Annotated in this window: 22 protein-coding genes; 15 read left to right on the top strand and 7 right to left on the bottom strand. The window is 65.4% G+C overall.

What is annotated here, in order from left to right; all coding sequences use genetic code 11:
- The first annotated feature begins 12 nt into the window (after positions 1–12).
- A complete protein-coding gene (locus ACODTW_RS16170; protein WP_488947086.1) occupies positions 13–447 on the top strand; it encodes a YkvA family protein in 435 nt (144 codons plus the stop codon).
- 53 nt (positions 448–500) lie between these two features.
- Here the strand turns inward: ACODTW_RS16170 and ACODTW_RS16165 are convergent, their stop codons facing one another.
- Entirely contained in the window at positions 501–2,624 is a 2,124-nt protein-coding gene (locus tag ACODTW_RS16165) for a sodium-translocating pyrophosphatase (RefSeq protein WP_488947085.1), read from the bottom strand.
- Positions 2,625–2,803: 179 nt separating this feature from the next.
- Positions 2,804–3,271 carry a flagellar basal body-associated FliL family protein gene (locus ACODTW_RS16160; protein ID WP_488947084.1) on the bottom strand — a complete coding sequence of 156 codons (468 nt, stop codon included), beginning with the start codon at positions 3,269–3,271 and terminating at the stop codon, positions 2,804–2,806.
- A gap of 276 nt (positions 3,272–3,547) precedes the next feature.
- Between ACODTW_RS16160 and ACODTW_RS16155 the strand changes: the two genes are divergently transcribed.
- The 12 genes from ACODTW_RS16155 (at position 3,548) to ACODTW_RS16100 (ending at position 13,046) form a co-directional block, all read left to right on the top strand.
- Complete coding sequence (locus tag ACODTW_RS16155) at positions 3,548–4,810, top strand: hypothetical protein (RefSeq protein ID WP_488947083.1); 1,263 nt, start codon at positions 3,548–3,550, stop codon at positions 4,808–4,810.
- Positions 4,811–4,994: 184 nt separating this feature from the next.
- Positions 4,995–6,377 (top strand): F0F1 ATP synthase subunit beta, encoded by a 1,383-nt coding sequence (gene atpD / locus ACODTW_RS16150; RefSeq protein WP_488947184.1) that lies wholly within the window; start codon positions 4,995–4,997, stop codon positions 6,375–6,377.
- Positions 6,374–6,793 carry a F0F1 ATP synthase subunit epsilon gene (locus ACODTW_RS16145; protein ID WP_488947082.1) on the top strand — a complete coding sequence of 140 codons (420 nt, stop codon included), beginning with the start codon at positions 6,374–6,376 and terminating at the stop codon, positions 6,791–6,793. The genes atpD and ACODTW_RS16145 overlap by 4 nt, the downstream gene beginning before the upstream one ends.
- Positions 6,790–7,071: an AtpZ/AtpI family protein gene (locus ACODTW_RS16140; RefSeq protein ID WP_488947081.1), complete on the top strand. Its 282-nt coding sequence runs from the start codon at positions 6,790–6,792 to the stop codon at positions 7,069–7,071. The genes ACODTW_RS16145 and ACODTW_RS16140 overlap by 4 nt, the downstream gene beginning before the upstream one ends.
- Positions 7,064–7,348, top strand: coding sequence for an N-ATPase subunit AtpR (locus tag ACODTW_RS16135; RefSeq protein WP_488947080.1), 285 nt, complete (start codon positions 7,064–7,066; stop codon positions 7,346–7,348). The genes ACODTW_RS16140 and ACODTW_RS16135 overlap by 8 nt, the downstream gene beginning before the upstream one ends.
- A complete protein-coding gene (gene atpB / locus ACODTW_RS16130) occupies positions 7,345–8,022 on the top strand; it encodes a F0F1 ATP synthase subunit A (protein WP_488947079.1) in 678 nt (225 codons plus the stop codon). The genes ACODTW_RS16135 and atpB overlap by 4 nt, the downstream gene beginning before the upstream one ends.
- Before the next feature lie 4 nt (positions 8,023–8,026).
- The gene (locus ACODTW_RS16125; protein ID WP_488947078.1) at positions 8,027–8,269 is read left to right on the top strand and encodes a F0F1 ATP synthase subunit C; all 243 of its coding nucleotides are present in this window, start codon (positions 8,027–8,029) and stop codon (positions 8,267–8,269) included.
- 4 nt (positions 8,270–8,273) lie between these two features.
- Positions 8,274–9,029, top strand: coding sequence for a F0F1 ATP synthase subunit delta (locus ACODTW_RS16120; RefSeq protein ID WP_488947077.1), 756 nt, complete (start codon positions 8,274–8,276; stop codon positions 9,027–9,029).
- Positions 9,001–10,506, top strand: a complete 1,506-nt coding sequence (locus tag ACODTW_RS16115; RefSeq protein ID WP_488947076.1) for a F0F1 ATP synthase subunit alpha — start codon at positions 9,001–9,003, stop codon at positions 10,504–10,506. The genes ACODTW_RS16120 and ACODTW_RS16115 overlap by 29 nt, the downstream gene beginning before the upstream one ends.
- Positions 10,503–11,279, top strand: a complete 777-nt coding sequence (locus ACODTW_RS16110) for a F0F1 ATP synthase subunit gamma (protein ID WP_488947075.1) — start codon at positions 10,503–10,505, stop codon at positions 11,277–11,279. Before ACODTW_RS16115 ends, ACODTW_RS16110 begins: the two co-directional genes overlap by 4 nt.
- A 98-nt stretch (positions 11,280–11,377) precedes the next feature.
- Positions 11,378–12,172: a motility protein A gene (locus ACODTW_RS16105; RefSeq protein WP_488947074.1), complete on the top strand. Its 795-nt coding sequence runs from the start codon at positions 11,378–11,380 to the stop codon at positions 12,170–12,172.
- A complete protein-coding gene (locus tag ACODTW_RS16100; protein WP_488947073.1) occupies positions 12,162–13,046 on the top strand; it encodes an OmpA family protein in 885 nt (294 codons plus the stop codon). Before ACODTW_RS16105 ends, ACODTW_RS16100 begins: the two co-directional genes overlap by 11 nt.
- Before the next feature lie 5 nt (positions 13,047–13,051).
- Here ACODTW_RS16100 and ACODTW_RS16095 read toward each other — a convergent pair whose 3' ends face one another.
- Both ACODTW_RS16095 and ACODTW_RS16090 read right to left on the bottom strand, forming a co-directional pair.
- Entirely contained in the window at positions 13,052–13,846 is a 795-nt protein-coding gene (locus ACODTW_RS16095; protein ID WP_488947072.1) for a 2-keto-4-pentenoate hydratase, read from the bottom strand.
- 81 nt (positions 13,847–13,927) lie between these two features.
- Positions 13,928–15,016: a LacI family DNA-binding transcriptional regulator gene (locus tag ACODTW_RS16090; RefSeq protein ID WP_488947071.1), complete on the bottom strand. Its 1,089-nt coding sequence runs from the start codon at positions 15,014–15,016 to the stop codon at positions 13,928–13,930.
- A gap of 246 nt (positions 15,017–15,262) precedes the next feature.
- Here ACODTW_RS16090 and ACODTW_RS16085 point away from each other — a divergent pair, with 246 nt between their 5' ends.
- Positions 15,263–16,627 carry a pectate lyase family protein gene (locus ACODTW_RS16085; RefSeq protein WP_488947070.1) on the top strand — a complete coding sequence of 455 codons (1,365 nt, stop codon included), beginning with the start codon at positions 15,263–15,265 and terminating at the stop codon, positions 16,625–16,627.
- 9 nt (positions 16,628–16,636) lie between these two features.
- Here ACODTW_RS16085 and eda read toward each other — a convergent pair whose 3' ends face one another.
- Positions 16,637–17,266, bottom strand: coding sequence for a bifunctional 4-hydroxy-2-oxoglutarate aldolase/2-dehydro-3-deoxy-phosphogluconate aldolase (gene eda / locus ACODTW_RS16080; RefSeq protein ID WP_488947183.1), 630 nt, complete (start codon positions 17,264–17,266; stop codon positions 16,637–16,639).
- Between the two features lie 103 nt (positions 17,267–17,369).
- A complete protein-coding gene (locus tag ACODTW_RS16075) occupies positions 17,370–20,261 on the bottom strand; it encodes a TonB-dependent receptor (protein WP_488947069.1) in 2,892 nt (963 codons plus the stop codon).
- Between the two features lie 271 nt (positions 20,262–20,532).
- Here ACODTW_RS16075 and ACODTW_RS16070 point away from each other — a divergent pair, with 271 nt between their 5' ends.
- Positions 20,533–21,552: a PfkB family carbohydrate kinase gene (locus tag ACODTW_RS16070; protein ID WP_488947068.1), complete on the top strand. Its 1,020-nt coding sequence runs from the start codon at positions 20,533–20,535 to the stop codon at positions 21,550–21,552.
- Positions 21,553–21,710: 158 nt separating this feature from the next.
- Here the strand turns inward: ACODTW_RS16070 and ACODTW_RS16065 are convergent.
- A partial coding sequence (locus tag ACODTW_RS16065) for a hypothetical protein (protein ID WP_488947067.1) occupies positions 21,711–22,882 on the bottom strand: 1,172 nt, incomplete at its 5' end.

Genomic DNA, 22,882 nt, shown 5'->3' with positions numbered 1-22,882 from the left:
CATATGCACCCTATGACCGACCCCGCCGACAAATATCAGGCCGAAGCCTTGCGCATCGATCCGATCAAGATGCGCAGCGATGCCGACCTTGTGCGTCGGCGTTTCTGGGACAAGCTGCGCCGGTCGCTGGCGCGTATTCCGTTCGCTGACCGGATTGTCGCCGCACGCTATGCCGCCACCGACCCAGCCACGCCGCTGCGTGACAAGGCGGTGCTGCTGGGAGCGCTGGCTTATTTCATCGCGCCCGTGGACGCCATCCCCGATTTCATCGCCGTGCTGGGCTATACGGACGATCTGGCCGTGCTGACCCTGGCCCTGCGCACGGCGGCCGGCGCCATCCGCACGGAACATCGGGAACGGGCACGCGCCTGGCTGGAAGGTCACAAGGTCGCACCGGTCACCCCGGACGACGTAGCCGCAGGTCCCGTCATCGACCATGAAGCATAAAAAAAGCCCCGGTCCATCCGTTGGACCGGGGCGCGCACAAAACCTGTGAAGCCTCAGCCGTGGGCCAGAATGGCCAGCAGCAGCAGCGCCACGATATTGGTGATCTTGATCATCGGGTTCACGGCCGGGCCGGCCGTGTCCTTGTACGGGTCGCCCACGGTGTCACCGGTCACGGCCGCCTTATGCGCGTCCGAGCCCTTGCCGCCATGGTGGCCTTCCTCGATATATTTCTTGGCATTGTCCCAGGCGCCGCCGCCCGACGTCATGGAAATGGCGACGAACAGACCCGTGACGATGACGCCCAGCAGCATGGCGCCGACGGCGGAGAAAGCCGCCCCCTTGCCCGCGATGGCGGCGATCAGGAAATACAGCACCACCGGCGCCAGCACCGGCAGCATGGAGGGGATGATCATCTCCTTAATGGCGGCCTTGGTCAGCATGTCGACAGCCCGGCCGTAATCGGGCTTGGACGTGCCGGCCATGATGCCCTTGTCCTCACGGAACTGGCGGCGCACCTCTTCCACCACCGACCCGGCGGCGCGGCCGACGGCCGTCATGCCCATGGCACCGAACAGATAGGGCAGCAGGCCACCCAGGATCAGGCCGACGACGACATAGGGGTTGGCCAGACTGAAATCCACCGTCACGCCGTCGAAATAGGGATAGGTGGCGGCATTGGCGATGAAGAACTTCAGATCCTCATTATAGGCCGCGAACAGCACCAGGGCGCCCAGGCCTGCCGAACCGATGGCATAGCCCTTGGTCACGGCCTTGGTCGTGTTGCCCACGGCGTCCAGGGCGTCGGTGGTGACGCGGACATCCTTGGGCAGGTCCGCCATTTCGGCGATGCCGCCGCCATTGTCCGTGACGGGACCATAGGCGTCCAGCGCCACCACCATGCCGGCCACGGCCAGCATGCTGGTCACGGCAATGGCGATGCCGAACAGGCCAGCGAACAGGAAGCAGACGACGATGGCGACACAGATCACCAAGGCCGGCAGGGCTGTGGACTCCATGGAGACAGCCAGACCCTGGATGACATTGGTGCCATGGCCCGTCGTGCTGCTCTGCGCCACCGACTTCACGGGGCGGTAGTTGGTGCCCGTATAATATTCGGTGATCCAGACGATCAGGCCTGTCACCACCTGGCCGGCAACGGCACAATAGTAAAGGTCGCGTGCCGTGAAGGACACGCCGCCGCCCGTGGTGAAGGCGGTATCGAAGCCCTGGGGCAGAACCCAGGCCGTCACACCGGCGATCGCCACCAGGGAAAGCACGCCGCAGGCGATGAAGCCCTTATACAGCGCACCCATGATTGAATTGTTCGACCCCAACTTCACGAAGTAGGTGCCGATGATGGAGGTGATGATGCAGGCGCCGCCGATGGCCAACGGATAGACCAGCGCCGAGGCCAGCACATCCTGGCCAGCAAAGAAGATGCTGGCCAGCACCATGGTGGCCACCACCGTCACGGCATAGGTCTCGAACAGGTCGGCCGCCATGCCGGCGCAATCGCCGACATTGTCACCGACATTGTCGGCAATGACGGCGGGGTTGCGCGGATCATCCTCCGGGATGCCGGCTTCGACCTTGCCCACCAGATCGGCGCCCACGTCCGCGCCCTTGGTGAAGATGCCACCACCCAGACGGGCAAAGATGGAAATCAGCGAGGCGCCGAAGCCCAGCGCCACCAGCGCGTCGACCAGCGGCCGGCCTTCCACCCCCATGCTGGTCAGCACGAAATAGTAACCGGCAACCCCGAGCAGGGCCAGACCGGCCACCAGCATGCCGGTGACGGCGCCGGCGCGGAAGGCCAGCGACAGGCCCTGCGCCAGACCCTGGCGCGCGGCCTCCGCGGTGCGGACATTGGCGCGCACGGACACATTCATGCCGATATAGCCGGCAGCAGCTGACAGCACAGCCCCCAGCACGAAGCCGATGGCCACATGCACACCCAGCAGCACACCGACCAGAATGGCGATGACGACGCCGACGATGGCAATGGTCGTATATTGGCGGTTCAGATAGGCACCCGCGCCGATCTGGATGGCGTGGGCGATTTCCTGCATCCGGTCATTGCCGGGGCTGGCGGAGAGCACGGCACGGGCCGTGACCATTCCGTAGAGGATGGCCAGCACCCCACATGCCAGCACGAAGTACAACACTTGCGTGGTCATGTCGTTTCCTTACCCTGTTGAAGATGCCGCTTCTGATTTTTGTGACCCGAACGGCCGGCGGCATTTGGCAGGTGGAAGCATGCCATGCGTTTTTAAATGCGGCAATACGCCGTCATTGAAAAGCACGCATGGAGGAGCGTGTTTCCGACGGCATCCAGAATGTCTGGCAACTGGTTGGATCAGTAAACGGGTCTCTGGCTGACCGACTGGATCAGGACGTCATGCACAACACCAGGGCCCAGCACCTTGTCCGTCGTCTCCTGAAGCTTCAACTTCAAGGCTGGAATATTGATGACCTGGCCGTCGATGACCTGTCCCTTGTCGATACCGCCGTAAAGCGCCTGCACATAGGCGTCGATCAGGCGCGGGCTCTGATTGCGGACCTGTTCCTTTACCGTATCGTCGTCAACCTCCAGGCTGACAGTGACCATGATGTTCTGTTCCACCTTCTTGGCACCCAGAACAGGCACGATCATCGGGCCCACCTGCACAAAGACGGGCGGCCCCACCCGCTCCTTCTTCTTCGGCGCTTCTTCTTCATGATGTTCGCCGTCCTTGGCCGGCTTCGGGCCGAACATCACATAGCCGCCGACGCCGGCACCAATCAGTACCAGCAGCGCCAGGACAAGCAGGATGATCTTCTTCATGGAATCAGCGTCCTCCAACCAATCAGCGCACTATAGCCCCTCGCCCCGCGGGTCACGAGCAGCAATTCCGGCGGCAGGCCATGCCACAGACCTTGAACGTTGTTCAAGTTGATGCCGCCTGTCAAGTCCGACAGGACTGTCCCCCGCAAATCGGTAGGATTTCGGGTCTGGAGCGGGGGTAGCGATATTCTTGCGCATACACCGGCAATCAGCTTTTGCGCTGCCACACCGGTAACGCTATGATTATCGAATATTTTCCGCAGGCCGGTCGTAAAGATGGACCCCAGTCTCTCCACTGACGACGCGCATTTGCTGACGCTGGCGGCGCGCATCCGCCGCGACAAGCCGCAGAAGCACGCAGCCATCCTTGACCTGTCGTCGCTTCTGCATATCGACGAGCCGGTGTTCCGCCGCACCCTGCTGCATTGGCTGGCCGGCGAGGAACGGTCCATCGATATCTTCGAACTGGCACATGCCCGCGTCGTAATGATCATCCCGAACGAGCAGCTGGAGGCACGACGGGAGGCGATGGCGCAGATCGCTTCACTGATGGGCAACCACCGGCGGGGCCTGATCAGCGTGGACTGGTATGATCTGGCGCGCGAGGCGGAGCGGTTCGCGACCACCGTGCAGGAACTGGTGGCCGCCGACGGGGCAGAACGGTTCCCCGACGCGCCCCCGGGCGCTGGCGCGCTGGAGCGGTTCTTGTCCATAGAACGTACCCTGCACGCCGTCGATCTCTCCTCCCTGTTACGGGAAACGCCGATCTTCCGGCTGGAGGAGGATGGTGAACTGAACCCGGTGATGGTGGAACGCACCGTGTCGATCCAGGCGCTGGACCGGTTGTTCGGCACCAACCTGGTCCGCAATCCCTGGCTTTACGACAAGGTGACCAGCCTGCTGGACCGGCGGATGCTGTACGACCTGCTGCGTGACACAGGGGCCCATGACCTGCCGCTGGCCGTAAAGCTGCATGCCGCCACGGTCGTGGGGGATGAGTTCCGCAACATCGTGGCCCGTTTCCCTGCCCGGTTGCACGGGAAGCTGGTGCTGGAACTGCCTTTCCTGGAATGGACGGCCCTGCGCCCGACCTTCCAGCAGGCCTTGCAGGTCGCGCGGGTGGAGGAGATCGAGGTCGCGCTGGACCATGTGCCGATCTCCGCCCCGTCCGACACCGAACTGCCCCGCGTCGACTGGTACCGGATTCCCTGGATTGGCGATGATGGCACGGCGCCAGACCTGTCCCAGGGCATCGCCTGGCTGGGGCCGGTGGACAAGAAGCGCTGCATCCTGACCCGCTGCACCAGCCCGGATGCCATCGCCGCAGCGAAAGGCGCCGGCATCCTGCATGTCGAAGGCCCCGCCGCTGTACAGATGGTGCGCGACGGCGTTCGGGTCGAAGCCGAGCGCCGCGCCGCCATCCTGGTCACCGACGGCGCCGGCGGGCCGACGACGGAAGCCGAAGCCGAAGCCCCCAAGGGCCCCCTGTCCTGGCTATCCGGCCTTTTCCAACGCAATCCCCCGCCGAAGACGGAATAGCCGGGCCCAGGAGCCGCCCGCCGAACAACATGCCGAGTGAATAATTTACCCATCACCAATTGCCCTGGATCATTTCGCCCGGTCCTGTGCCCGTGCGAACCTGTCCCCGGATCGAAGGAAGCGAATAGCCACCGTGGATTTGCCGTTGACGAAGTTCCTGGGCGACAAGGTGCTGAACCAAGGCATGGTAACTGCCATCCACGGGTCGGTGCTGGAGATCAGTTTCGACGCCGGCCTGCCTGCCCTGGACGAAGTGGTTGAGGTCGAAACGCGCGACGGGCCGCTGGTCGCGGAGGTGCGCGCCCATGCCAGCCCGACACAGGTGCTGGCCATTGCCATGGACAGCGTTTCAGGCCTTGCCCGCGGGGCGACGGCCCGCCGCACCGGGGCGCCGCTGCGTGTGCCGGTGGGCCAGCCCATGCTGGGAAGGGTGGTGGATGTGCTGGGCCGGCCCGTTGATGGCATGGGGCCCCTGCCCGATGGCCTGGAACAATGGGCCATCCATCGGCCGGCCCCATCCTTGTCCAGACGGTCGGCCCGGCGGTCGCCGCTATGGACGGGGATCAAGATCATCGACCTGCTGGCCCCGCTGGTGCGCGGTGGCAAGGCGGCCCTGTTCGGCGGGGCGGGCGTGGGCAAGACCGTTCTGATCATGGAACTGATCCGCACCGTGGCTGAACGCGACCATGGCCTGTCCGTCTTCGCCGGCATCGGCGAACGCTCGCGTGAGGCGCAGGAACTGCTGGAGGATATGCGCGGGTCGGGCATGCTGTCGCGCACGGCCCTGGTCCTGGGCCAGATGGCGGAACCGCCGGGTGCCCGCTGGCGCGCCGGTCTGACAGCCCTGACCCTGGCCGAGCATTTCCGCGACGGCATGGGCCGCGACGTGCTGCTGCTGATGGATAATGTCTTCCGCTTCGTGCAGGCCGGCGCCGAAATCTCCGGCATGCTGGGCCATATGCCGGCGCGCGTCGGTTATCAGCCGACCATGGCGGGGGAGATCGGGGAATTGCAGGAACGCATCGCGTCCGTCCCCGGTGCGGCCATCACGGCCATCCAGGCTGTCTATGTGCCGGCCGACGATTTCACCGATCCGGCCGTGGCGGAACTGTTCAGCCATCTGGACGGGTCGATCGTGCTGTCGCGCGCTGTGGCGGCAGAGGGACTCTACCCGGCGGTGGATCCACTGGCCTCCAACTCCCGCCTGATGGACCCGTCCTTCGTGGGCGAACGCCACCATCGGGTGGCAGAGGCCGTGCGCGGCGCCATCGCCCATTATCGGTCGCTGGAGGATATCATCGCCCTGCTGGGCATCGATGAATTGAGCCCGGCCGACCGCCTGACCGTGACGCGGGCCCGCCGCCTGCTGCGCTTCCTGACCCAGCCCTTCTTCGTCACCGGCGGCTTCACCGGGCGCGAGGGTGTGTCGGTCGACGTGCAGGACACACTGGACGGGTGCGAATCCATCCTGGACGGGGAAACCGACGGCTGGGCCGAAAGCTCGCTGTACATGGTGGGGGCGCTGGCCCAGGCGCGGGAGCGGGAAAAACGGAGCCGCACATCATGAGGCTGACTGTCCTGGCCCCGCTTTCCACCATCGTCGACCGCGGCGACCTGTTCCAGGTCGCGGGACGGGACAGCAGCGGCGCCTTCGCCATCAGGCCCGGCCATGCCGATTTCATCACCGTGCTGGAACCCAGCGTGCTGACCCTGCGCGGCGATGATGGGGTGGAAAGCTACTGCGCGGTATCCGGTGGGCTGCTTCAGGTGACGGGCGACGACATCATGGTTACCACACCGCAGGCCGATATCGGTACCGAACTGGGCCCTCTGATCGACCAGATCCGGGCGCGCACGGCGCGGGAGGCGGCGGAGCGACAGCAGGACACCACAACCGAACACCGGCTTCAGGCCGCCCTGATTCGCCATATGCTGGACAGCGTGGCGGAGAACGGGCACACGGCGGGGGGAACCGGACCATGACGGAACCGCCCCTGATCGACCCGATCCGCCGTCACCAGCGCGACCAGGAACGGGCGCTGGCGGAGAAGAAGCGCGGTCTGGGCGCCACCCTGGCCCTGATCGGCACACTGGGCTGGCTTATCGTGCTGCCGCCGCTGGGCGGTCTGTTCCTGGGTCGCTGGCTGGATGGGCGCAACGGGTCGGGGCAATTCTGGACCCTGTCCCTGCTGTTCACGGGCATCGCCATCGGTTGCTGGATGGCCTGGCGCCGCGTGACGGAGGAGAATGGCCATGATTGAAACCCTGAACGGTCCCGGTGCCGTCGCCGGGTTGCTGGCGCTGCCCGCGGGTGCCGCGCTGGGCGCCCTGTTCTTCCACCTGCTGGCCCTGAACACACGGCTTTACGCCCAGGGGCGGGTGGCGCCGGCGGCCGGGCTGCATCTGCTGCGCGTGGGTGCGACGGCGGGCCTGTTCGTGCTGGCCGCCACGCAGGGGGCCTGGGCCTTGCTGGGCCTGTTGGGCGGTTTCCTGATTGCGCGGCCCTTCATGCTGCGCCGGGAAAGGGGGGCAGCATGAACCTGCCGTCCCCCTTCGAATCCGCCACCGCCTTCACGCTGGGGCCGCTGGCCATCAGCTGGTCCGTCGTGGAATCGGTCACGCTGACGGTGCTGCTGACGGGCCTGTCCTGGCTGCTGACGCGCCGGATTGATGCCGAGAATCCCGGCCGCGTGCGCATTGTGCTGGAAGCCATCGTCACCACGGTCAAGGCACAGCTGGACGAGGTGATGCAGACGGACAGCCGGCCCTTTCTGCCACTGCTGGGCACCCTGTTCATCTTCATCGCCACGGCCAATCTGGCGGGGCTGGTACCGGGCTTCGGGTCGCCCACGGCCAAGCTGGAAACGGCCATGGCGCTGGGCCTGGTCACCTTCGGCGCCGCCCAGGTGCTGGGCGTGGCGCGGCGGGGCTTCTGGGCCTATCTGGCCAGTTTCGCCCATCCGCGCTGGTGGATGACGCCGCTGAACATCCTGTCGGACCTGACCCGCACCCTGTCCCTGACGCTGCGCCTGTTCGGCAATGTCATGAGCGGGGAATTCGTCATTGCCATCGTCCTGGGCTTGGCCGGCTTCATGGTGCCGGTGCCGCTGATGGCGCTGGAAACCATGCTGGGCCTGATCCAGGCCTATATCTTCACCATCCTGGCCGCCGTCTTCATTGGCGGGGCCGTCGGTACCATCGAGAAAGGTTGATGCCATGACGATCGAGATGATCAGCATCCTGGCCGCCGCCTTCGCCGTCAGTTTCGGGGCCATCGGCCCGGCACTGGCCGAAGGTCGCGCCGTGGCGGCAGCACTGGATGCCATCGCACGACAGCCGGATGCCGCCAACACGGTATCGCGCACCCTGTTCGTCGGTCTGGCCATGATCGAAACAACGGCCATCTATTGTCTGGTCGTGGCCTTGCTGGTGCTGTTCGCCAACCCGTTCGTGCAATAAGCCCATGCATATCGACCTGACCACCCTGGCCTTGCAGGCACTGAACTTCCTGGTGCTGGTCTGGCTCCTGGGCAAGTTTCTGTACAAGCCTGTGCTGGCCGCCATCGACCGGCGGGAAACGGCCCTGGCCGAACGCCGGGAACAGGCCGATGCCGCCCTGCGCAATTCCGCCCGGGAGCGTGAGGATTTGACCGCCGAGCGGGCGGCCCTGGCCGCGGAAACCGACCGTCTGCGGGCTGGCGCGCGGGCCGCGGCCGATGCGGAACGATCCGCCATCCTGGCCGATGCGCGCACCATCGCCGACCAGTTGCGCGACGCCGGCCGCACCCGGCTGGAACAGGAACGCACCGATGCGCGCCGCGCCCTGGAATCCCAGGCCGGAGAGGTGGCGGTCACCATCGCCACCAAGCTGCTGGCCCACACAAGGCCGGAAATGGCGACGCGGCTGTTCATCGACAGCCTGTGCCACGATCTGGAAGCCCTGGACGAGGCGGGCCGCGCGCGGCTGCTGAACGGCAAGGGTGATGCCCAGATCCTGACTGCCTTCCCCCTGCCCCAGGCGGAGGCAACGGCCCTGGCCCGCCGGATCAAGGCCGTGCTGGGCGACGGGCTGCATCTCAGCTGGGGGCTGGACCCGTCGCTGATCGCCGGGGTGGAACTGCAGTTCCGCCACCATTTCATCCGCCATAGCTGGCGCGAGGCCCTGGCGGCGGCGCGTGACAGGGTGACCCATGCAGACCACGCTCTCCCAGGCGCTTGAGCAATGGGCGGCGACGGCGCGGCACCGGCTGGACCATGTCCCGCCCGCGCCGGGCTGGGAAGCCGTCGGCCGCGTCGGCGCCATCAGCGACGGCATTGCCCAGGTGACGGGACTGTCGGACGCCCGCGCCGATGAATTGCTGAGCTTTCCCTGCGGTGTACCGGGTCTGGTGCTGGATCTGGCCGCCGATCGGCTTGGCTGTTTGCTGCTGGGCCCTTGCGACCATATCCAGGCCGGCGACGTGGTGCGCGGCACCGGCCGCGTCGCCCGCGTGCCGGTGGGCGACACGCTGCTGGGTCGGGTCATCGACCCGCTGGGCCGGCCCCTGGATGGGGGCGCCCCGCTGCGACCCGAACGTCAGGACCCGGTGGAAAAGCCCGCTCCACCCTTGACCGACCGGGGCAGCGTGGCCCAATCGCTGGCCACGGGCACGACCATCATCGACGCCCTGTACCCGATCGGACGGGGCCAGCGGGAATTGATCGTCGGCGATCGCGGCACGGGCAAGACGACCATCGCGGTGGATGCCATGCTGCGGCAGAAGGATGGCGACGTCATCCCCGTCTATTGCGCCATCGGGCAGCGGGCATCGGCCGTGCGCGAAGTGGTGGAAACCCTGCGCACGGGCGGCATGCTGGGCCGCAGCGTCGTGGTCGTCGCCCCACCCGATGCGCCGCCGGGCCTGCAATGGCTGGCCCCTTCGGCTGCCATGACCATGGCGGAATATTTCCGGGATACGGGCCGGCATGTGCTGCTGGTGCTGGATGATCTGACCAAGCATGCGGCCATGCACCGGCAGATCTGCCTGCTGCTGCGCCGCCCGCCGGGGCGAGAGGCCTTCCCCGGGGATATTTTCCACCTGCATGCCCACCTGCTGGAACGCGCGGCCAAGCTGTCGGAGGACAAGGGCGGCGGGTCGCTGACCTGCCTGCCCGTGGTGGAAACCCAGGCCGGCAACATGTCGGCCTATATCCCCACCAACCTGATCTCCATCACCGACGGGCAGATCGTGCTGGATGCCCGCCAGTTCCAGGCGGGCCAGCGGCCTGCCGTCGATGTCGGCCGCTCCGTCAGCCGCGTCGGCGCGCGGACCCAGCCGCCCGCCCTGCGCAGCCTGGCCGAGCGGCTGAAGCTGGAATATGCGCAGTTCCTGGAACTGGAGGCCTTCACCCGCTTCGGCGGGCTGGTCGATGAACGCACCCGCATCGTCGTCGACAATGGCCGCCGGCTGCGCACCCTTTTGCAGCAGCGCCAGGGCCATCCCCGTGGTCTGGCGGCGGAAGTGGCCCTGCTGCTGGCCCATGCCGAAGGGCTGCTGGCCGGGCTGGACCTGCCGGATGTCGCCGGCCGGCGCGACGCCATCGCCGATGCCGCCGATGCGCATGAGGGACTGGCCGGCCGGCTGACCCACCCGCACGGCGCGGACGAGGCCGACCTGTCCCTGCTGCGTGGGTTGATCCAGGCGGTCGAAGGATGAGCGTTGCGGCCCTGGAATATCGTCAGGCCACGCTGAGCAGCCTGCTGGGGGTAGTGGAGGCTTTGCGGTCGCTGGCGGCGGCCAAGCAGCAGCGGGCCCAGTCATTGATGCCGGAGGCCGGCCGCTTTGCCGATGCCGCCGGACAGGGACTGGCCGTCTTCGGTCCGTCGGATGCCGTCAGCAATGCCACCCCCGCCCTGCACCTGCTGATCGGTCCGGAACAGGGCTTCACCGGCGGGCTGGCCGGTCGCGTCGTCGAAGCACTGCCCGCCGCGGTGCGCCAACCGCTGATCATTGGCAGCCGCACTTTATCGGCAGCACAGGCGCGCGGCATCGACACCTCGCGCTGGCTGCCCTCCCCCGGGCAGGTCACGGCCCTGGCCGATCTGGCGGCGGCATTGAACCGGCAATTGCCGGAGAACCAGGCGATCGACATCACCCATGCCGCCGCCACGGGCCCCGCCCAGGTGCGGCTGCCGCCGCTGCCCCATCTGGCGCGCCCTCCCGACTGCCTGATCCAGTTGCCGTCCGGAAATGTGCTGGCCGGCGCCGCCCGGCTGGACCGTCTGGCCCGCCTGACGGCCATCCTGCTGGATGCCTATCTGGCTGAACAACTGGCACGACTATCCACCCTGACGGGCGCGCGTGAACGGATACGGGAACGGCTGGAGCAATTGTCCAGCCAGTTGACCAGCGCGCGCCAGGATGCCATCAGCCAGGAGATCGCTGATCTTTGGGCTGGTCGCTCAGCCCTGGCGACAACCGCTGGCTGATCTGCACGGTGTGACCCTTCGGTTTGTTGATGCACATGACAGTATGCTTTACTCTTGGGAAACAGTTTAATTTTCCTTAAATTTGGCGTTAACCGGTTATGGCCCAATCCCGTCGTTCCAGCTTCATCCTGACCAGCCTTCTCGGCATCGCAGCTTCGACAGGATTGCTCTGGTTTGTCACCCACTCGGGCGGTGACGCCGGCTTTTTCTATAATCAGGAAGGTTTGATCATCGTCGGCGGTGGCGTCACTTGCGTGGCGCTGCTCGCATTCCGCGGGGACGAGATCGGCGCGGCCCTGGGCGCCGTCGCCTCCGTTTTCCGCCGGCCCGGCGGCGCCGACCGTGACGTGGCCGAACTGGTGGAAGTGGGCAAGCTGCTCTACGGCAAGAATATCCAGGCCGCGGACGAGCGGGTGCGCAAGGTGGCCAGCCCCTTTCTGCGCCTGGGCATGCAGATGGTGGTGGACGGGGCGTCGCTGGACGACCTGATGCACATCATGAACTGGCGCATCCAGAAGATGGTGGAAGCCGAACAGGCCAAGTCCCGCTTTTTCCGCGTGCTGGCCTCCTTCGCGCCCGCTTTCGGCCTGCTGGGTACCCTGGCCGGCATGGTCGGCATGCTGAAGCAGCTCGGCTCCGGCGATATCGGCCTGATCGGGTCATCCATGGCAGTGGCCATGCTGGCCACGCTTTACGGGCTGATCCTGGCCAATCTTGTCTTCAAGCCGCTGGCCATCAAGCTGGAACAGCGCACCACCGAACAGGTGGCGCAGATGAATGTCCTGCTGGAAGGCATCGTGCTGGCCCATCTCGGCCGCTCCCCGTCGGTGATCCAGGAGACCCTGGATACCTATCTGCTGGAAGCGCATGAAGAGGTGCGCAGTGGCCGCTGAACCCCTGCGCAAACCGGTGGACGCTGAACGCGCCCGCCGCGCCGCCAACGTGAAGGCGACCAGCATCAAACCCGCCGAACCGGCCGAGGAAACGGAGGAATGGGTCGTCAGCTATATGGACATGGTGACCGTGCTGATGACCGTGTTTCTGGGCATGCTGGCCCTGATGGGCATGGACGGGCGCATCGCCAACCCGACCGACAAGGAACGCGCCGACGCCGCCGTCGTGGAAAAGGTTCTGGAGGAACCGCATCCCGTCGCCATCGTAGAGCCGGTTTCACCGTCACCATCGGCAGCGGGTACCCCCGCGCCAATGGTGGCGAACGCCCCATCCCGTCCAATCGCCGCCCCGGTGCCCCAGCCACCCGCCGTGGCCGATATGCCGTCGCCGCCGCCGGCCAGGGATCGCGAACTGTCGCCGGGTGCGCGGCAATGGTTGACGCACCTGGAGGCCATGGGTCTGCCGCCGGAAGTCGATATCACGACCCAGGACCGCAAGGTCTCCATCGTTGTGCGCGACCGTATCCTGTTCAATTCCGGCTCCGCAACGCTGCAGCCGGAAGCGCTGGACCTGTTGCGCACGCTGACGCCCCACCTGCTGGCCCTTCCCGGCTCCATCACCGTGGAAGGCCATAGCGACGATGTCGCCATCAAGACGGTGCGCTTCCCGTCAAACTGGGAATTGTCGGCCGCCCGTGCGGCGGCCGTCGTCCGTGCGCTGGAAGCCTTCGGCGTGCCATCCCACCGGCTGGGCGCCTTGGGACTTGCCGACAGCCGCCCGGTCACGGACGATCCCACGCGGCGGTCGGAAAACCGCCGCGTGGAAATCGTCATCGATACGGACGCCGAGTTGGCCCAATCGGCGACGCGCTGACGCGTTCAGCGCGGCTTGGCCTGAACGGTGCGGACCTGGATGGTGACATCACCGTTGAAGGTGACGCTGGCCGACTGATCCAACCCGATCTTATGGATGCCCGTCACAGCCCCCGTGGTGACCAGCGTGCCGGCCGGCAGGGCAATGCCGCGGGCCCGGCAATGGTTGATCAGGAAGACCAGGGCCGCCACGGGCGTGCCGGGGATGCTGGCAAAGCTGCCGGTACCCACCGTGGCGCCGTCGATGCTTGTCCCCACGGTCAGGCTTTCCGCCGCCGCTTCACGCCAGCCGGACAGGGCCGGACCGACGATCAGCCCGGCATTGTTGCCGTAATCGCTGACCACCACGGTCGGGCCCAGATCATTGATGGTGGCCAGCGGGCTGCCCGCCAGTTCGATACCCGCATGGACGGATGCGATCAGGGACAGGGCCTCCGTCTCGTCCCCCGCGCCGGTGGTCGGCATGTCGGCAGCCAGCTTCACCACGAACTCCCCCTCCACGGCAGCGAAGCCGCCGGGGATGATGGGCAGGTCGACAGTGTCACCCAACGAATAATCCCAGATATTACCGTCGAACACCGGCCCGGCCAGGCGCATGGCCCCCAGCTTCTCCCGGAAAGACGGCGGCACCATGCCGATCTTCCAGCCGCGCACGGGCGTGGGCCACAGGGCGCGGGCCGCATCCTGGATGTCATAGGCGGCGGCCAGCGTATCCGGGATCTGTCCCGGATAGTCGGGCAGGCTGCTGGCAGCACGGCGGGCGGCGACAAAACGCTGGGCGATTTCCTGGGACACGGACACCGGGGGGCTCCTGAAGGGATCGGGGATCAGGGCGCCACCTTACGATGACACCGGTTTCCTGGCAAGGCAGGCGCAAGGGCCCTACTGTGCCGGACCACTGCTTTCGCGCACAACCAGATGCGGCTGCACGATGGTTTCGCGCAGCTTGGCGTCGGGCTGGGCGATGCGCTGGATCAGCTTTTCCGCCGCCATCCGCCCCATGTCGCGGATGGGTGATCGTACCGTGGACAAGGCGGGACAGATGCGGGACGCCAGCGGGCTGTCATCAAAGCCCACCACGGTCAATTGCTGGGGAATGGCGATGCCCCGCCGATAGGCGACGCGATAGACGCCGACCGCCATTTCGTCGTTACAGGCAAAGATGGCCGTGGGCGGGGTGGGCAATGACAACAGCTTTTCCGCACATTCCTGCCCGCTTTCAAACGTGTAGGCGCCTTGTGCGTAATAGTCCGGGTCCAGCGCCAGACCGTGCCGCGCCAGACCATCGGCAAAGCCCCGGCGGCGTTCCTGGGCCGACCGGTATTGCGGTGTGCCGGCGATGAAGCCGATGCGGCGATGGCCCAGCCCGACCAGATGGTCGGCCACCTCCGCCGCTCCCTTGTAATCCTCATAGACGACCAGGTGGGCCGCCACATCCAGCGGCACACAGGCCACGCGCACAAAGCGGCACCCGACCTCCGTCAGCATGGCGGCCAGCGCGTCATCCTCCGACAAGGGCGGCAGCAGGATGACGCCGTCCAGCTTCTGCCGCTCCACGAACTGCCGCATCTCCTTCAGGAAACTGGGGCTGGTGCGGGCACAGGGATGAACGACCAGTTCAAACCCGCTTTTGCGGCAGGCCTCCAGAATTCCGCTCTGGATATTCACCACATACTGGCTGTTGGGATTGTCATAGATGATGCCCAGCAGAAACGATCGCTGCGACGCCAGACCACGCGCCTGGGGATCGGGCTCATAGCCGATATCATCGATCACCTTGGCGATCTTCTGGCGTGTTTCCTCATTCACCAGCGGCGACTGGTTGATGACGCGCGACACGGTCTTCTTCGATACCTCGGCCAGCCGCGCCACGTCATTGATCGTCGGCCGGCGCTTCTGGTCCCAGACATAGACGCGGGTCCCCCCCTCCGTTTCGGGCGCGGGCGGGGCGGAAATGCGGGCACCGGGCATGCGGCGTCATCCCTTTGCTGGGTATGCGTGACCATTGTCCCCCGGGACAATGGCTGACTTACTGCACCCTCTGTGGGGCGGAAGCAACCCTGAAAACAAAATGACTTAACGGATGATACGAAATCACCAGGCCGCGTGGATTTAAAACAATTGCCTGCATGGGGCCGGGAATGGTAACCGGTGTCAGGATATCTTGTATCAGAATGGCTGTAAACGCCGAAAATGTCCGCCGGGGAGGATGCCAGGATGCTGCGTCACCATGTCGTTTCTGGCCTGCTGGCCACCGCCTGCCTACTGGTTCCCGCCACCCTTGCCGCTGGGGTTGATGTGGTACCTGCCACGATCCCGGCCTTTCCGGGCGCGGAAGGGGCCGGGGCCTATGCGATGGGAGGACGCGCCGGCCGCGTCTTCATCGTCACCAGCCTGGATGATGACGGGCCAGGCACCCTGCGGGAGGCGGTGAAGGCCAAGGGGCCCCGCACCATTGTCTTCGCCATATCCGGCACGATCCAGCTGAAATCCCCCCTGCATGTCCGCAACGATTTCATCACCATCGCGGGTCAGACCGCCCCCGGCGGCGGCATCAGCCTGCGCGATTATCCGCTGCTGGTGTCAGCCAACCATGTGGTCATCCGCCATATCCGCTCCCGTCTGGGCAGTGCCGGCGGTCAGGAAGGCGACGCCATCTCCATCACCGATGGCAAACACATCATCCTGGACCATGTCTCGGCCAGCTGGTCGACGGATGAAAGCCTGTCCGTCTCCCAGAAATACAAGGACGGGATGACCGGGCTGGATCAGGTGACGGTGCAATGGTCCGTCATCGCCGAAAGCCTGAACCATTCCATCCACGCCAAGGGCGACCATGGCTATGGCTCTCTGGTGCGCGGTTCCTTCGGCGCCCGCTATTCTTTCCATCATAATCTCTGGGCCAACCATTCGTCGCGCATGCCGCGGCCGGGCAATTTCGAGAGCGCAGCGGACGACCCGACCGGCCCCTTCATCGATTTCCGCAACAATGTCTTCTTCAACTGGAAGGGGGCAGGCAAGGAGGGGGCGTCGGGCTACAATGCCGATACGGACGCCGTCTCCGCCTATAATTTCGTGAACAATTACTACATTGCTGGCCCCAATTCGAAGGGCGCCATGGCCTTTGATGAGAAAAGCCCGGTGGCCAGGGCCTATTTCGCCGGCAACTGGATGAACCATGCGGAACCGGCCGACCCCTGGTCGCTGGTCAGCGGCGTGCAGGCGCCGGCATATCGCCAGCCCGCCCCCATCCCCATGGCGGCGGTGGCAACGGAACCCGCAGCAGACGCCTTCAAGGCGGTGCTGGCCAGGGCCGGTGCCGGACGCACGCGCGACAATGTGGATGAACGCATCATCGCCGGCGTAGCCAAGGGTGAAGGTCGGCTGATCAACAGCCAGGATGATGTCGGCGGCTGGCCGGCGCTGGCATCGGGCACGGCCCCGGTCGACAGCGACCGCGACGGCATGCCCGACACCTGGGAACAGGCGCACGCCCTGAACCCCGCCGACCCGGCCGATGGGGCCAAGGACCGCGACGGCGATGGCTACACCAACCTTGAAGACTATCTGAACAGCCTGTGACGATGCTGATCAGGTGGCGGCGAAGGCCGCCGCCGCGCGGGCGTTCTCCGTGATGCCAGCCCAATCGCCGGCGGCGATCTGCTTGTTGGTGGCGATCCAGGAACCACCGACGCCGACGACATTCTTCAGCGCCAGATAAGAGGCGACCTTGTCGCGGCCGATGCCGCCCGTCGGGCAGAAGCGGGCCTGAGGCAGCGGTGCCGCCAGGGCCGCGATGGTCGCCGCCCCGCCATATTGTTCGGCTGGAAACAGCTTCAGCACATCGAACCCGTCATCCAGACGGGCCAGCACCTCGCTGGGTGTGGCGACACCGGGAACGACCGGCACCCCGCAGGCGCGCAGCGGCGCCACCAGGGCCGTCGTGGTTGCCGGCGTGACGATGAAATCCGAACCAGCCGACATGGCGGCATCCAGGTCCGCCGGCTTCAGGATGGTGCCGGCACCCACCACCAGGCCGGACACGGCCCGTTTCATTTCCGTGATGGCGTCCAGGGCGGCCGGCGTACGCAAGGTCACCTCAACCACCGAAAGACCACCCGCATGCAGGGCCACGGCCAGGGGCCCTGCATCCTCCACCCGCTCGATCGTCAGAACGGGAATGACGGGCGAGGTGCGCAGCAGGGCGCTGAAAGCCGACATGTTCACGGAACCGATACTCCCCAGAAATGAAAGGACGGACAAGGAAACGGCCCCTCCTGTCCGGAGGGGCCGCATGGAGTTTCAGGAACAGGGATAACGAGGATCAGTACTTGTACTTGGCGCCCAGGAAGAATTGACGGCCGTAATGGACATATTCTTCCAGGTTCTGGCGGCTGCTGGTGCCGACCCAGCGCTCGTCGAACTGGTCGGTCAGGTTGATGGCTTCAAACGTCACCGACACCTGATCCGTCACGTCATAGCTGACCGAAGCGTCCAGGTTGAAGGTGGAAGCCTTGCCACGGATATCGTTGTTGTTACCCGGCGAGATCTGCGTCAGGTACTGGTCGCGGAACGAACCGGAGACGCGGGCGCTGAACCCCTCCACTTCGTAATACAGCGTGGCGTTGAAGGATTTCGGCGACAGGCCGACCAGCGCTTCGGTAACGGTGCTCTTGCCGACAAGGTAATCGATATCGGACTTCACATAGGTGAAGTTGGCGATGCCACCGAAATTATCGAACGGCGGCGGCAGGAAGGTGAAGGGCTTCTGGATCGAGATTTCCAGGCCCTTCAGCGGACCGCCACTGGTGTTCTGCGATCGCGTGACGGTAAAGACACTGTCCACCGTGTTGCCATTGGCCAACAGCACCGACGGCAGGCCCGTATCCTTGAAGGCCACGGTTTCGGAGACCTTCTGGATATAGGTCTTGATATTCTTGTAGAAGAGGCCGACGGAAACCAGCGTCTCCTTCTCCGGATACCATTCGAATGAAAGATCCAGCGTATCGGCCTTGATCGGTTCCAGATAGGGATTGCCGATCGACAGGGTCAGCGCATTGTTGTTGATCGAGCCGCCAGGGGTCAGATCCGGCAGATCGGGGCGTGCCATGACCTTGGCGGCGCCGAAGCGCACCAGAAAATCATCCACCGGTTCCAGCGTCAGGTTCAGGGCCGGCAGCGTGTTGTCATAGTCACGCTCGATGGTGACAGGCGTCGTACCGACATACCCGACCGAGGTCAGTTCCGTCTTCACCTGACGGACACCAATATTGCCGCGCACCGGCATGCCGGCCAGTTCGGTGTTGAAGTCAGCCTGGACATAGAAGCTGCGGCTCTTCTCCCCTGCCGATCGGTTGGCGCCCAGCTGGTTGGACTTGTCCAGACGGAAATCGCCGTAGGCGTTCTTGCAGTTGCAGTAGATGTCCAGGATCTGCGCCACCTTGTCGATCGACGGCACCACCCAGGCCGTGGGTGTGCCGTCGGGCATGCCCAGATGGCGGCCGAAACCGGTGACCAGATCGGAGATGCTGGCGATGGTCGTGCCGGCCGGCAGCGCAACGGCCGCTTCGGTCAGGGTTGCCGTGCCATTGCCGTAGGGGTCGATGGTGGCATAACGGCGCTGTTCCACCGTCGTGAAGTCGTACTTCTTGAAAATGCCGCCGGCCTGCAATTGCAGCCAGTCATTGGCATCCCATTCAAAGTCGCCACGGAAGGTGCGGAACTCGTTATCCGTCTTGTTGGGACGCATGCGGATCAGCGACTGATCGCCGGCGATGGTCCCCCCCTTCGCCAAGCGGGTCGACGGGCTGAAGATATATTTGGACGGGTCGGTGACGTCGAACCCGTAATTGAAGGAGGGCAGGTTCTTGTTGCCGGTGAAGTCATAGCTGTAGCCATTGACGTTATAGGCATCCAGCGACAGCGTGGTCTGCACCGGATTATCCTGCTTGGACGACGACCAGCCGGCCTGCCCCTTGAAGCGGAACGTATCAGTGAATTCCTGGTTCAGCCCCACGGAATATTGCAGGAACTTGGTTTCCAGCTCGTCCAGGCGCTGTTCGGTACGCACGTCGACACCGTTGAAGGTGCCGGCGATCAGGTTGCCCATGTCGTCATACTTGGCGTTGACAACGGTGGTGCCGCCCATGCCGCCCGCACCGGTATTGCGGCTGAAGGAGATGACTTCCAGATACTGTTCCTGGCGCGTGCCCTTCAGATTGGCATAGAGCAGGTCCAGATCGATCTGCGTCGTCTCGAACGGCTTGAACTGCAGCGCCGACGTCACGCCCAGGCGATCCTGGTCATAGTCCAGACGGCCATAGCGCGGAATGCGCGGGTGCCAGGCCGACTGTTCGGGCAGGGCGCGGTTGGCCGGGGAATTGCTGACGGTCGTGGGCGTCGGACCACCAAACAGGAAGTTGCTGGTGGCGCTGCCATTGCCATTGGTACCGATGGCTCCGATCGTATCGATGCCGCGTTCCCAACGACCGGTGGAAGAACCTTCCTCCAGCCGGTTGGTCTGGGCATAGGCGACAGAAACCAGGGCGCCGATCTTGCCATCGGCGAAGGTGTCGGACACCAGCAGGGTGCCGCGCGGGTCCTTCGACTTCGACAGGTCGTTGTAGCCGATCTTGCCGGCCGTGGTGAAAACGAACTTGTTGTAATCAAAGGGCCGGGCCGTCTGCAGGTCGACCGTGGCGCCCAGGGAGCCTTCTTCGGTCTCCGCCGACGCGGACTTGCGCACGGTCAGGCTGTTGAACAGTTCCGACGCGAAGACCTGGAAGTCGAAGCCGCGGCCGCGATTGGCGCCGCCCGAACCATCCTTGCCGCCCGTCGTCGCCAGCGCTTCCAGCCCGTTCAGGCGGACGCGGGTGAACTGCGCGCCCAGACCACGCACAGTGATCGAACGGCCCTCGCCGCCGTCACGGTCGATCGACACGCCGGGGATGCGCTGCAGAGATTCGGCCAGATTGGTGTCCGGGAACTTGCCGATATCCTCGGCATTGACGACATCGACGATGTCGTTCTCATTCTTCTTCTTGTTGATGGCGCTGGCCAGGCTGCCGCGGAAGCCGGTGACGACGATTTCTTCCAACTGGTCGCCGCCCGTGCTCTGGGCTTGCGCTGCGGCCGGGATCAGGCCGGCCAGCATGACCAGGGCGGAGGCACCGGCCAAACGACGACGGATGCAGGGCGTACCCGCGAGCTTCTTCATAGCTTCCTTCCCCTTCAAAGTTATATCGCCCTGGTCTTTTCCCCCGCCTTGGACCCACTGCCTGGCAGGGGGATGGAGGAGCGCCGGACGGATTCGCGTATACTGTTGCCGGCTTTGCCTTGATGGCATTGACACCGGTGACAGGCCCATTAATGTCCCGAACTGACACCGGTGGCAATAGGCTTTTGCAATGATTTCGCCAAGTTTGTATCAAGATGTGGCACAAATCCCGCAGGTTCAGGGGGATAGATTGGCCAAGGGGGAAATGTCGATGACCAGCCGTATCGTGTGTTTCGGGGAATTGCTGATGCGGCTGACGGCCCCGGGGCGGGAAATGCTGCTGCAAACTCCCCGCCTGGACGTGAGCTTTGGCGGGGCAGAGGCGAATGTCGCCGTCTCCCTGGCCCGATTCGGCTGGGATGCCGCCGTCGTCTCCACCCTGCCGGAAAACGGCGTCGGCGAGGCCTGCCGCGGCGAGTTGCGCCGCCATGGCGTCGACACACGCGCCATCCACATGCGCCACGGCCGCATGGGGCTCTATTTCCTGACGGTTGGCGCCATGCAGCGCCCGTCGGAAATCATCTATGACCGTGCCGGTTCCGCCTTCGCCCAGACGGAGGCGGCCGCCTATGATTGGCCGTCGCTGCTGGCCGGGGCGCAATGGCTGCATATCGGCGGCATCACGCCCGCCGTCAGTGCCCATGCCGAAGCAGCCGTGGTCGCGGCGGCCGAAGCGGCGAAGGCCGCCGGCGTGAAGGTCTCCTTCGACTGCAATTACCGGGCGAAGCTGTGGCAGGATCGGGGCGGCGATGCGCCCGCCGTCTTTGCCCGGCTGGCCGCGACGGCGGACCTGATGTTCGGCAACGAACGCGACATCGCCCTGATCCTGGGGGCTGATTTCCATACGCTGTCGCCGTCGGAACGTTTCCTGGCGGCGGCCGAACTGGCTTTCAAGACCTGGCCGGATCTGCAGAGGCTGGCCTCAACCATCCGGGCGCATCACGATGTCGACCATCAGGAAATCACGGGCCGAGTCGTCGCCCGCGACCACCGCGTCCATTATTCCCGAACCTACAAGCTGAACGGCATTGTCGACCGGATCGGTGGCGGTGACGCTTTCGCGGCCGGGCTGATCCATGCCGTCGACAAGGGCATGGCCACCGATGCGGCCATCAATTTCGCCGCCGCCGCCGCCGCCCTGAAGCATTCCGTGCCCGGCGACGCCAATCTGGTCGGCATCGCCGATGTGATGAGCCTGGTGAATGAAGAGGGTCTGGATGTGAAGCGCTGAGCCGGATCCTGATACCAACGGTCAAAATTCTTGACTGTTGGTACGGCGGCGACGGCCGCCGCGCGGCCCATGCCGCGTAAGCCAAGCCCACGGGTGCCGCCGCCCGGCGTTTGAGGGGCATGATATGGAAAGGGCGGGGTCTCCCCCGCCCTTTCCCGTCAGTCCCGGATTTCGATCAGTCCGTCCCGCTCCTCGGCCGCCCGTGCCGGGTCCAGCACCGGCGCCGCCGCACGCGCATCATCGTCACGATCCGTGGTCGGCACCGTCTGGACCAGCGGAACGTCCAGGCGATGGCGCTCGACCGTGCTGGCGATGCCAAAGACGGGGCGTCCGGCGAACAGATAGGTCCCATTTCGGTCGCCCAGGACGGTGACCAGATCGGCCGCATCGACGCCGCTGTCGCCCGCCACGGAACCATTAGCATTGAAAGTTCCCGCACCGCGATAGGCCAGGCCACCCACCTGCACGTCGCTCAGCGTCGCGCGCCCCGCCGTATCGACCCGCAGCACGCCCTTGACCCGCAGCGTCCCGCTGCCCGTGATCGTCCCACCGGACAGCGACGCTGTATCGGCCGTCAAACTGGCCAGCGACAAGGCGCCGCCAGCCGTAGCCGCCACCTGCGCCCCGGCGACATTGGTCAGCGTAACCGCCTTGGCACCGGTCGCAGTGACAGACTTCACCGCTGTCAGGCTGTTGGTCGTCAGCGCGTCGCCCGCCGTCACCGCGATCGATTCCGCCGTTGCGGTGGTCAGGGTCACCGCCTTGGCGCCGGTAACGGTCAGATCCTTGGTTGCCACCAGGGCACCCACCGTCAATGCCTCACCGGCACCAATGGTGATCTGGTTGGCGGTGATGCCGGACAGGCTGGCAGCCTTGCCGGCGGTCACCGTGGCCGTTTCCGTGGCCGTGATCGCCCCGGCCGTCAACATATCGGTTCCGGTCAGCACGACGCTGCGGCCGGACAAGGTCCCGGTCTTTACCGTGGTGCCAGCCAGGCCCAGGGTCCCCGTGACCGATATGGGCGAAGCCAGGCTGACAACACCGCCCGCCACATCCAGACCGCTCAGCCCGTTAACCGCGCCGGCCGCCGTGACGGCTCCCTTGCCGGCCTGCACCGACAGTTGGTACGCGCCGGAGACGGGGCCTTCCAGACTGACATTGTCGGCCCCCGCACCGGCCGTCGCCAGCTTGGCATTACCGGCCAGGGTCAGCGGCCCGCCAACGCGGATACCACCGCCGACCGTGCTGACCAGATCACCGGCCAGGGTCATGGTCCCCGCATAATCCTGCAGGCCCGTCGTCGTGACCGACTTCAGCGACACGGTCGAAC

It is taken from the genome of Niveispirillum sp. FG148, assembly GCF_057809655.1.
This window is presented reverse-complemented; position numbering and strand designations above follow the sequence as displayed.

Coding starts and splice junctions, on each gene's coding strand:
- ACODTW_RS16085 (WP_488947070.1), top strand. CDS start 15,263: ATGCTGCGTCACCATGTCGTTTCTGGCCTGCTGGCCACCGCCTGCCTA.
- ACODTW_RS16125 (WP_488947078.1), top strand. CDS start 8,027: ATGACGATCGAGATGATCAGCATCCTGGCCGCCGCCTTCGCCGTCAGT.
- ACODTW_RS16140 (WP_488947081.1), top strand. CDS start 6,790: ATGACGGAACCGCCCCTGATCGACCCGATCCGCCGTCACCAGCGCGAC.
- ACODTW_RS16105 (WP_488947074.1), top strand. CDS start 11,378: ATGGCCCAATCCCGTCGTTCCAGCTTCATCCTGACCAGCCTTCTCGGC.
- ACODTW_RS16090 (WP_488947071.1), bottom strand. CDS start 15,016: ATGCCCGGTGCCCGCATTTCCGCCCCGCCCGCGCCCGAAACGGAGGGG.
- ACODTW_RS16170 (WP_488947086.1), top strand. CDS start 13: ATGACCGACCCCGCCGACAAATATCAGGCCGAAGCCTTGCGCATCGAT.
- ACODTW_RS16160 (WP_488947084.1), bottom strand. CDS start 3,271: ATGAAGAAGATCATCCTGCTTGTCCTGGCGCTGCTGGTACTGATTGGT.
- ACODTW_RS16165 (WP_488947085.1), bottom strand. CDS start 2,624: ATGACCACGCAAGTGTTGTACTTCGTGCTGGCATGTGGGGTGCTGGCC.
- ACODTW_RS16155 (WP_488947083.1), top strand. CDS start 3,548: ATGGACCCCAGTCTCTCCACTGACGACGCGCATTTGCTGACGCTGGCG.
- ACODTW_RS16145 (WP_488947082.1), top strand. CDS start 6,374: ATGAGGCTGACTGTCCTGGCCCCGCTTTCCACCATCGTCGACCGCGGC.
- ACODTW_RS16115 (WP_488947076.1), top strand. CDS start 9,001: ATGCAGACCACGCTCTCCCAGGCGCTTGAGCAATGGGCGGCGACGGCG.
- ACODTW_RS16135 (WP_488947080.1), top strand. CDS start 7,064: ATGATTGAAACCCTGAACGGTCCCGGTGCCGTCGCCGGGTTGCTGGCG.
- ACODTW_RS16110 (WP_488947075.1), top strand. CDS start 10,503: ATGAGCGTTGCGGCCCTGGAATATCGTCAGGCCACGCTGAGCAGCCTG.
- ACODTW_RS16075 (WP_488947069.1), bottom strand. CDS start 20,261: ATGAAGAAGCTCGCGGGTACGCCCTGCATCCGTCGTCGTTTGGCCGGT.
- ACODTW_RS16120 (WP_488947077.1), top strand. CDS start 8,274: ATGCATATCGACCTGACCACCCTGGCCTTGCAGGCACTGAACTTCCTG.
- ACODTW_RS16070 (WP_488947068.1), top strand. CDS start 20,533: ATGACCAGCCGTATCGTGTGTTTCGGGGAATTGCTGATGCGGCTGACG.
- atpD (WP_488947184.1), top strand. CDS start 4,995: ATGGTAACTGCCATCCACGGGTCGGTGCTGGAGATCAGTTTCGACGCC.
- eda (WP_488947183.1), bottom strand. CDS start 17,266: ATGTCGGCTTTCAGCGCCCTGCTGCGCACCTCGCCCGTCATTCCCGTT.
- atpB (WP_488947079.1), top strand. CDS start 7,345: ATGAACCTGCCGTCCCCCTTCGAATCCGCCACCGCCTTCACGCTGGGG.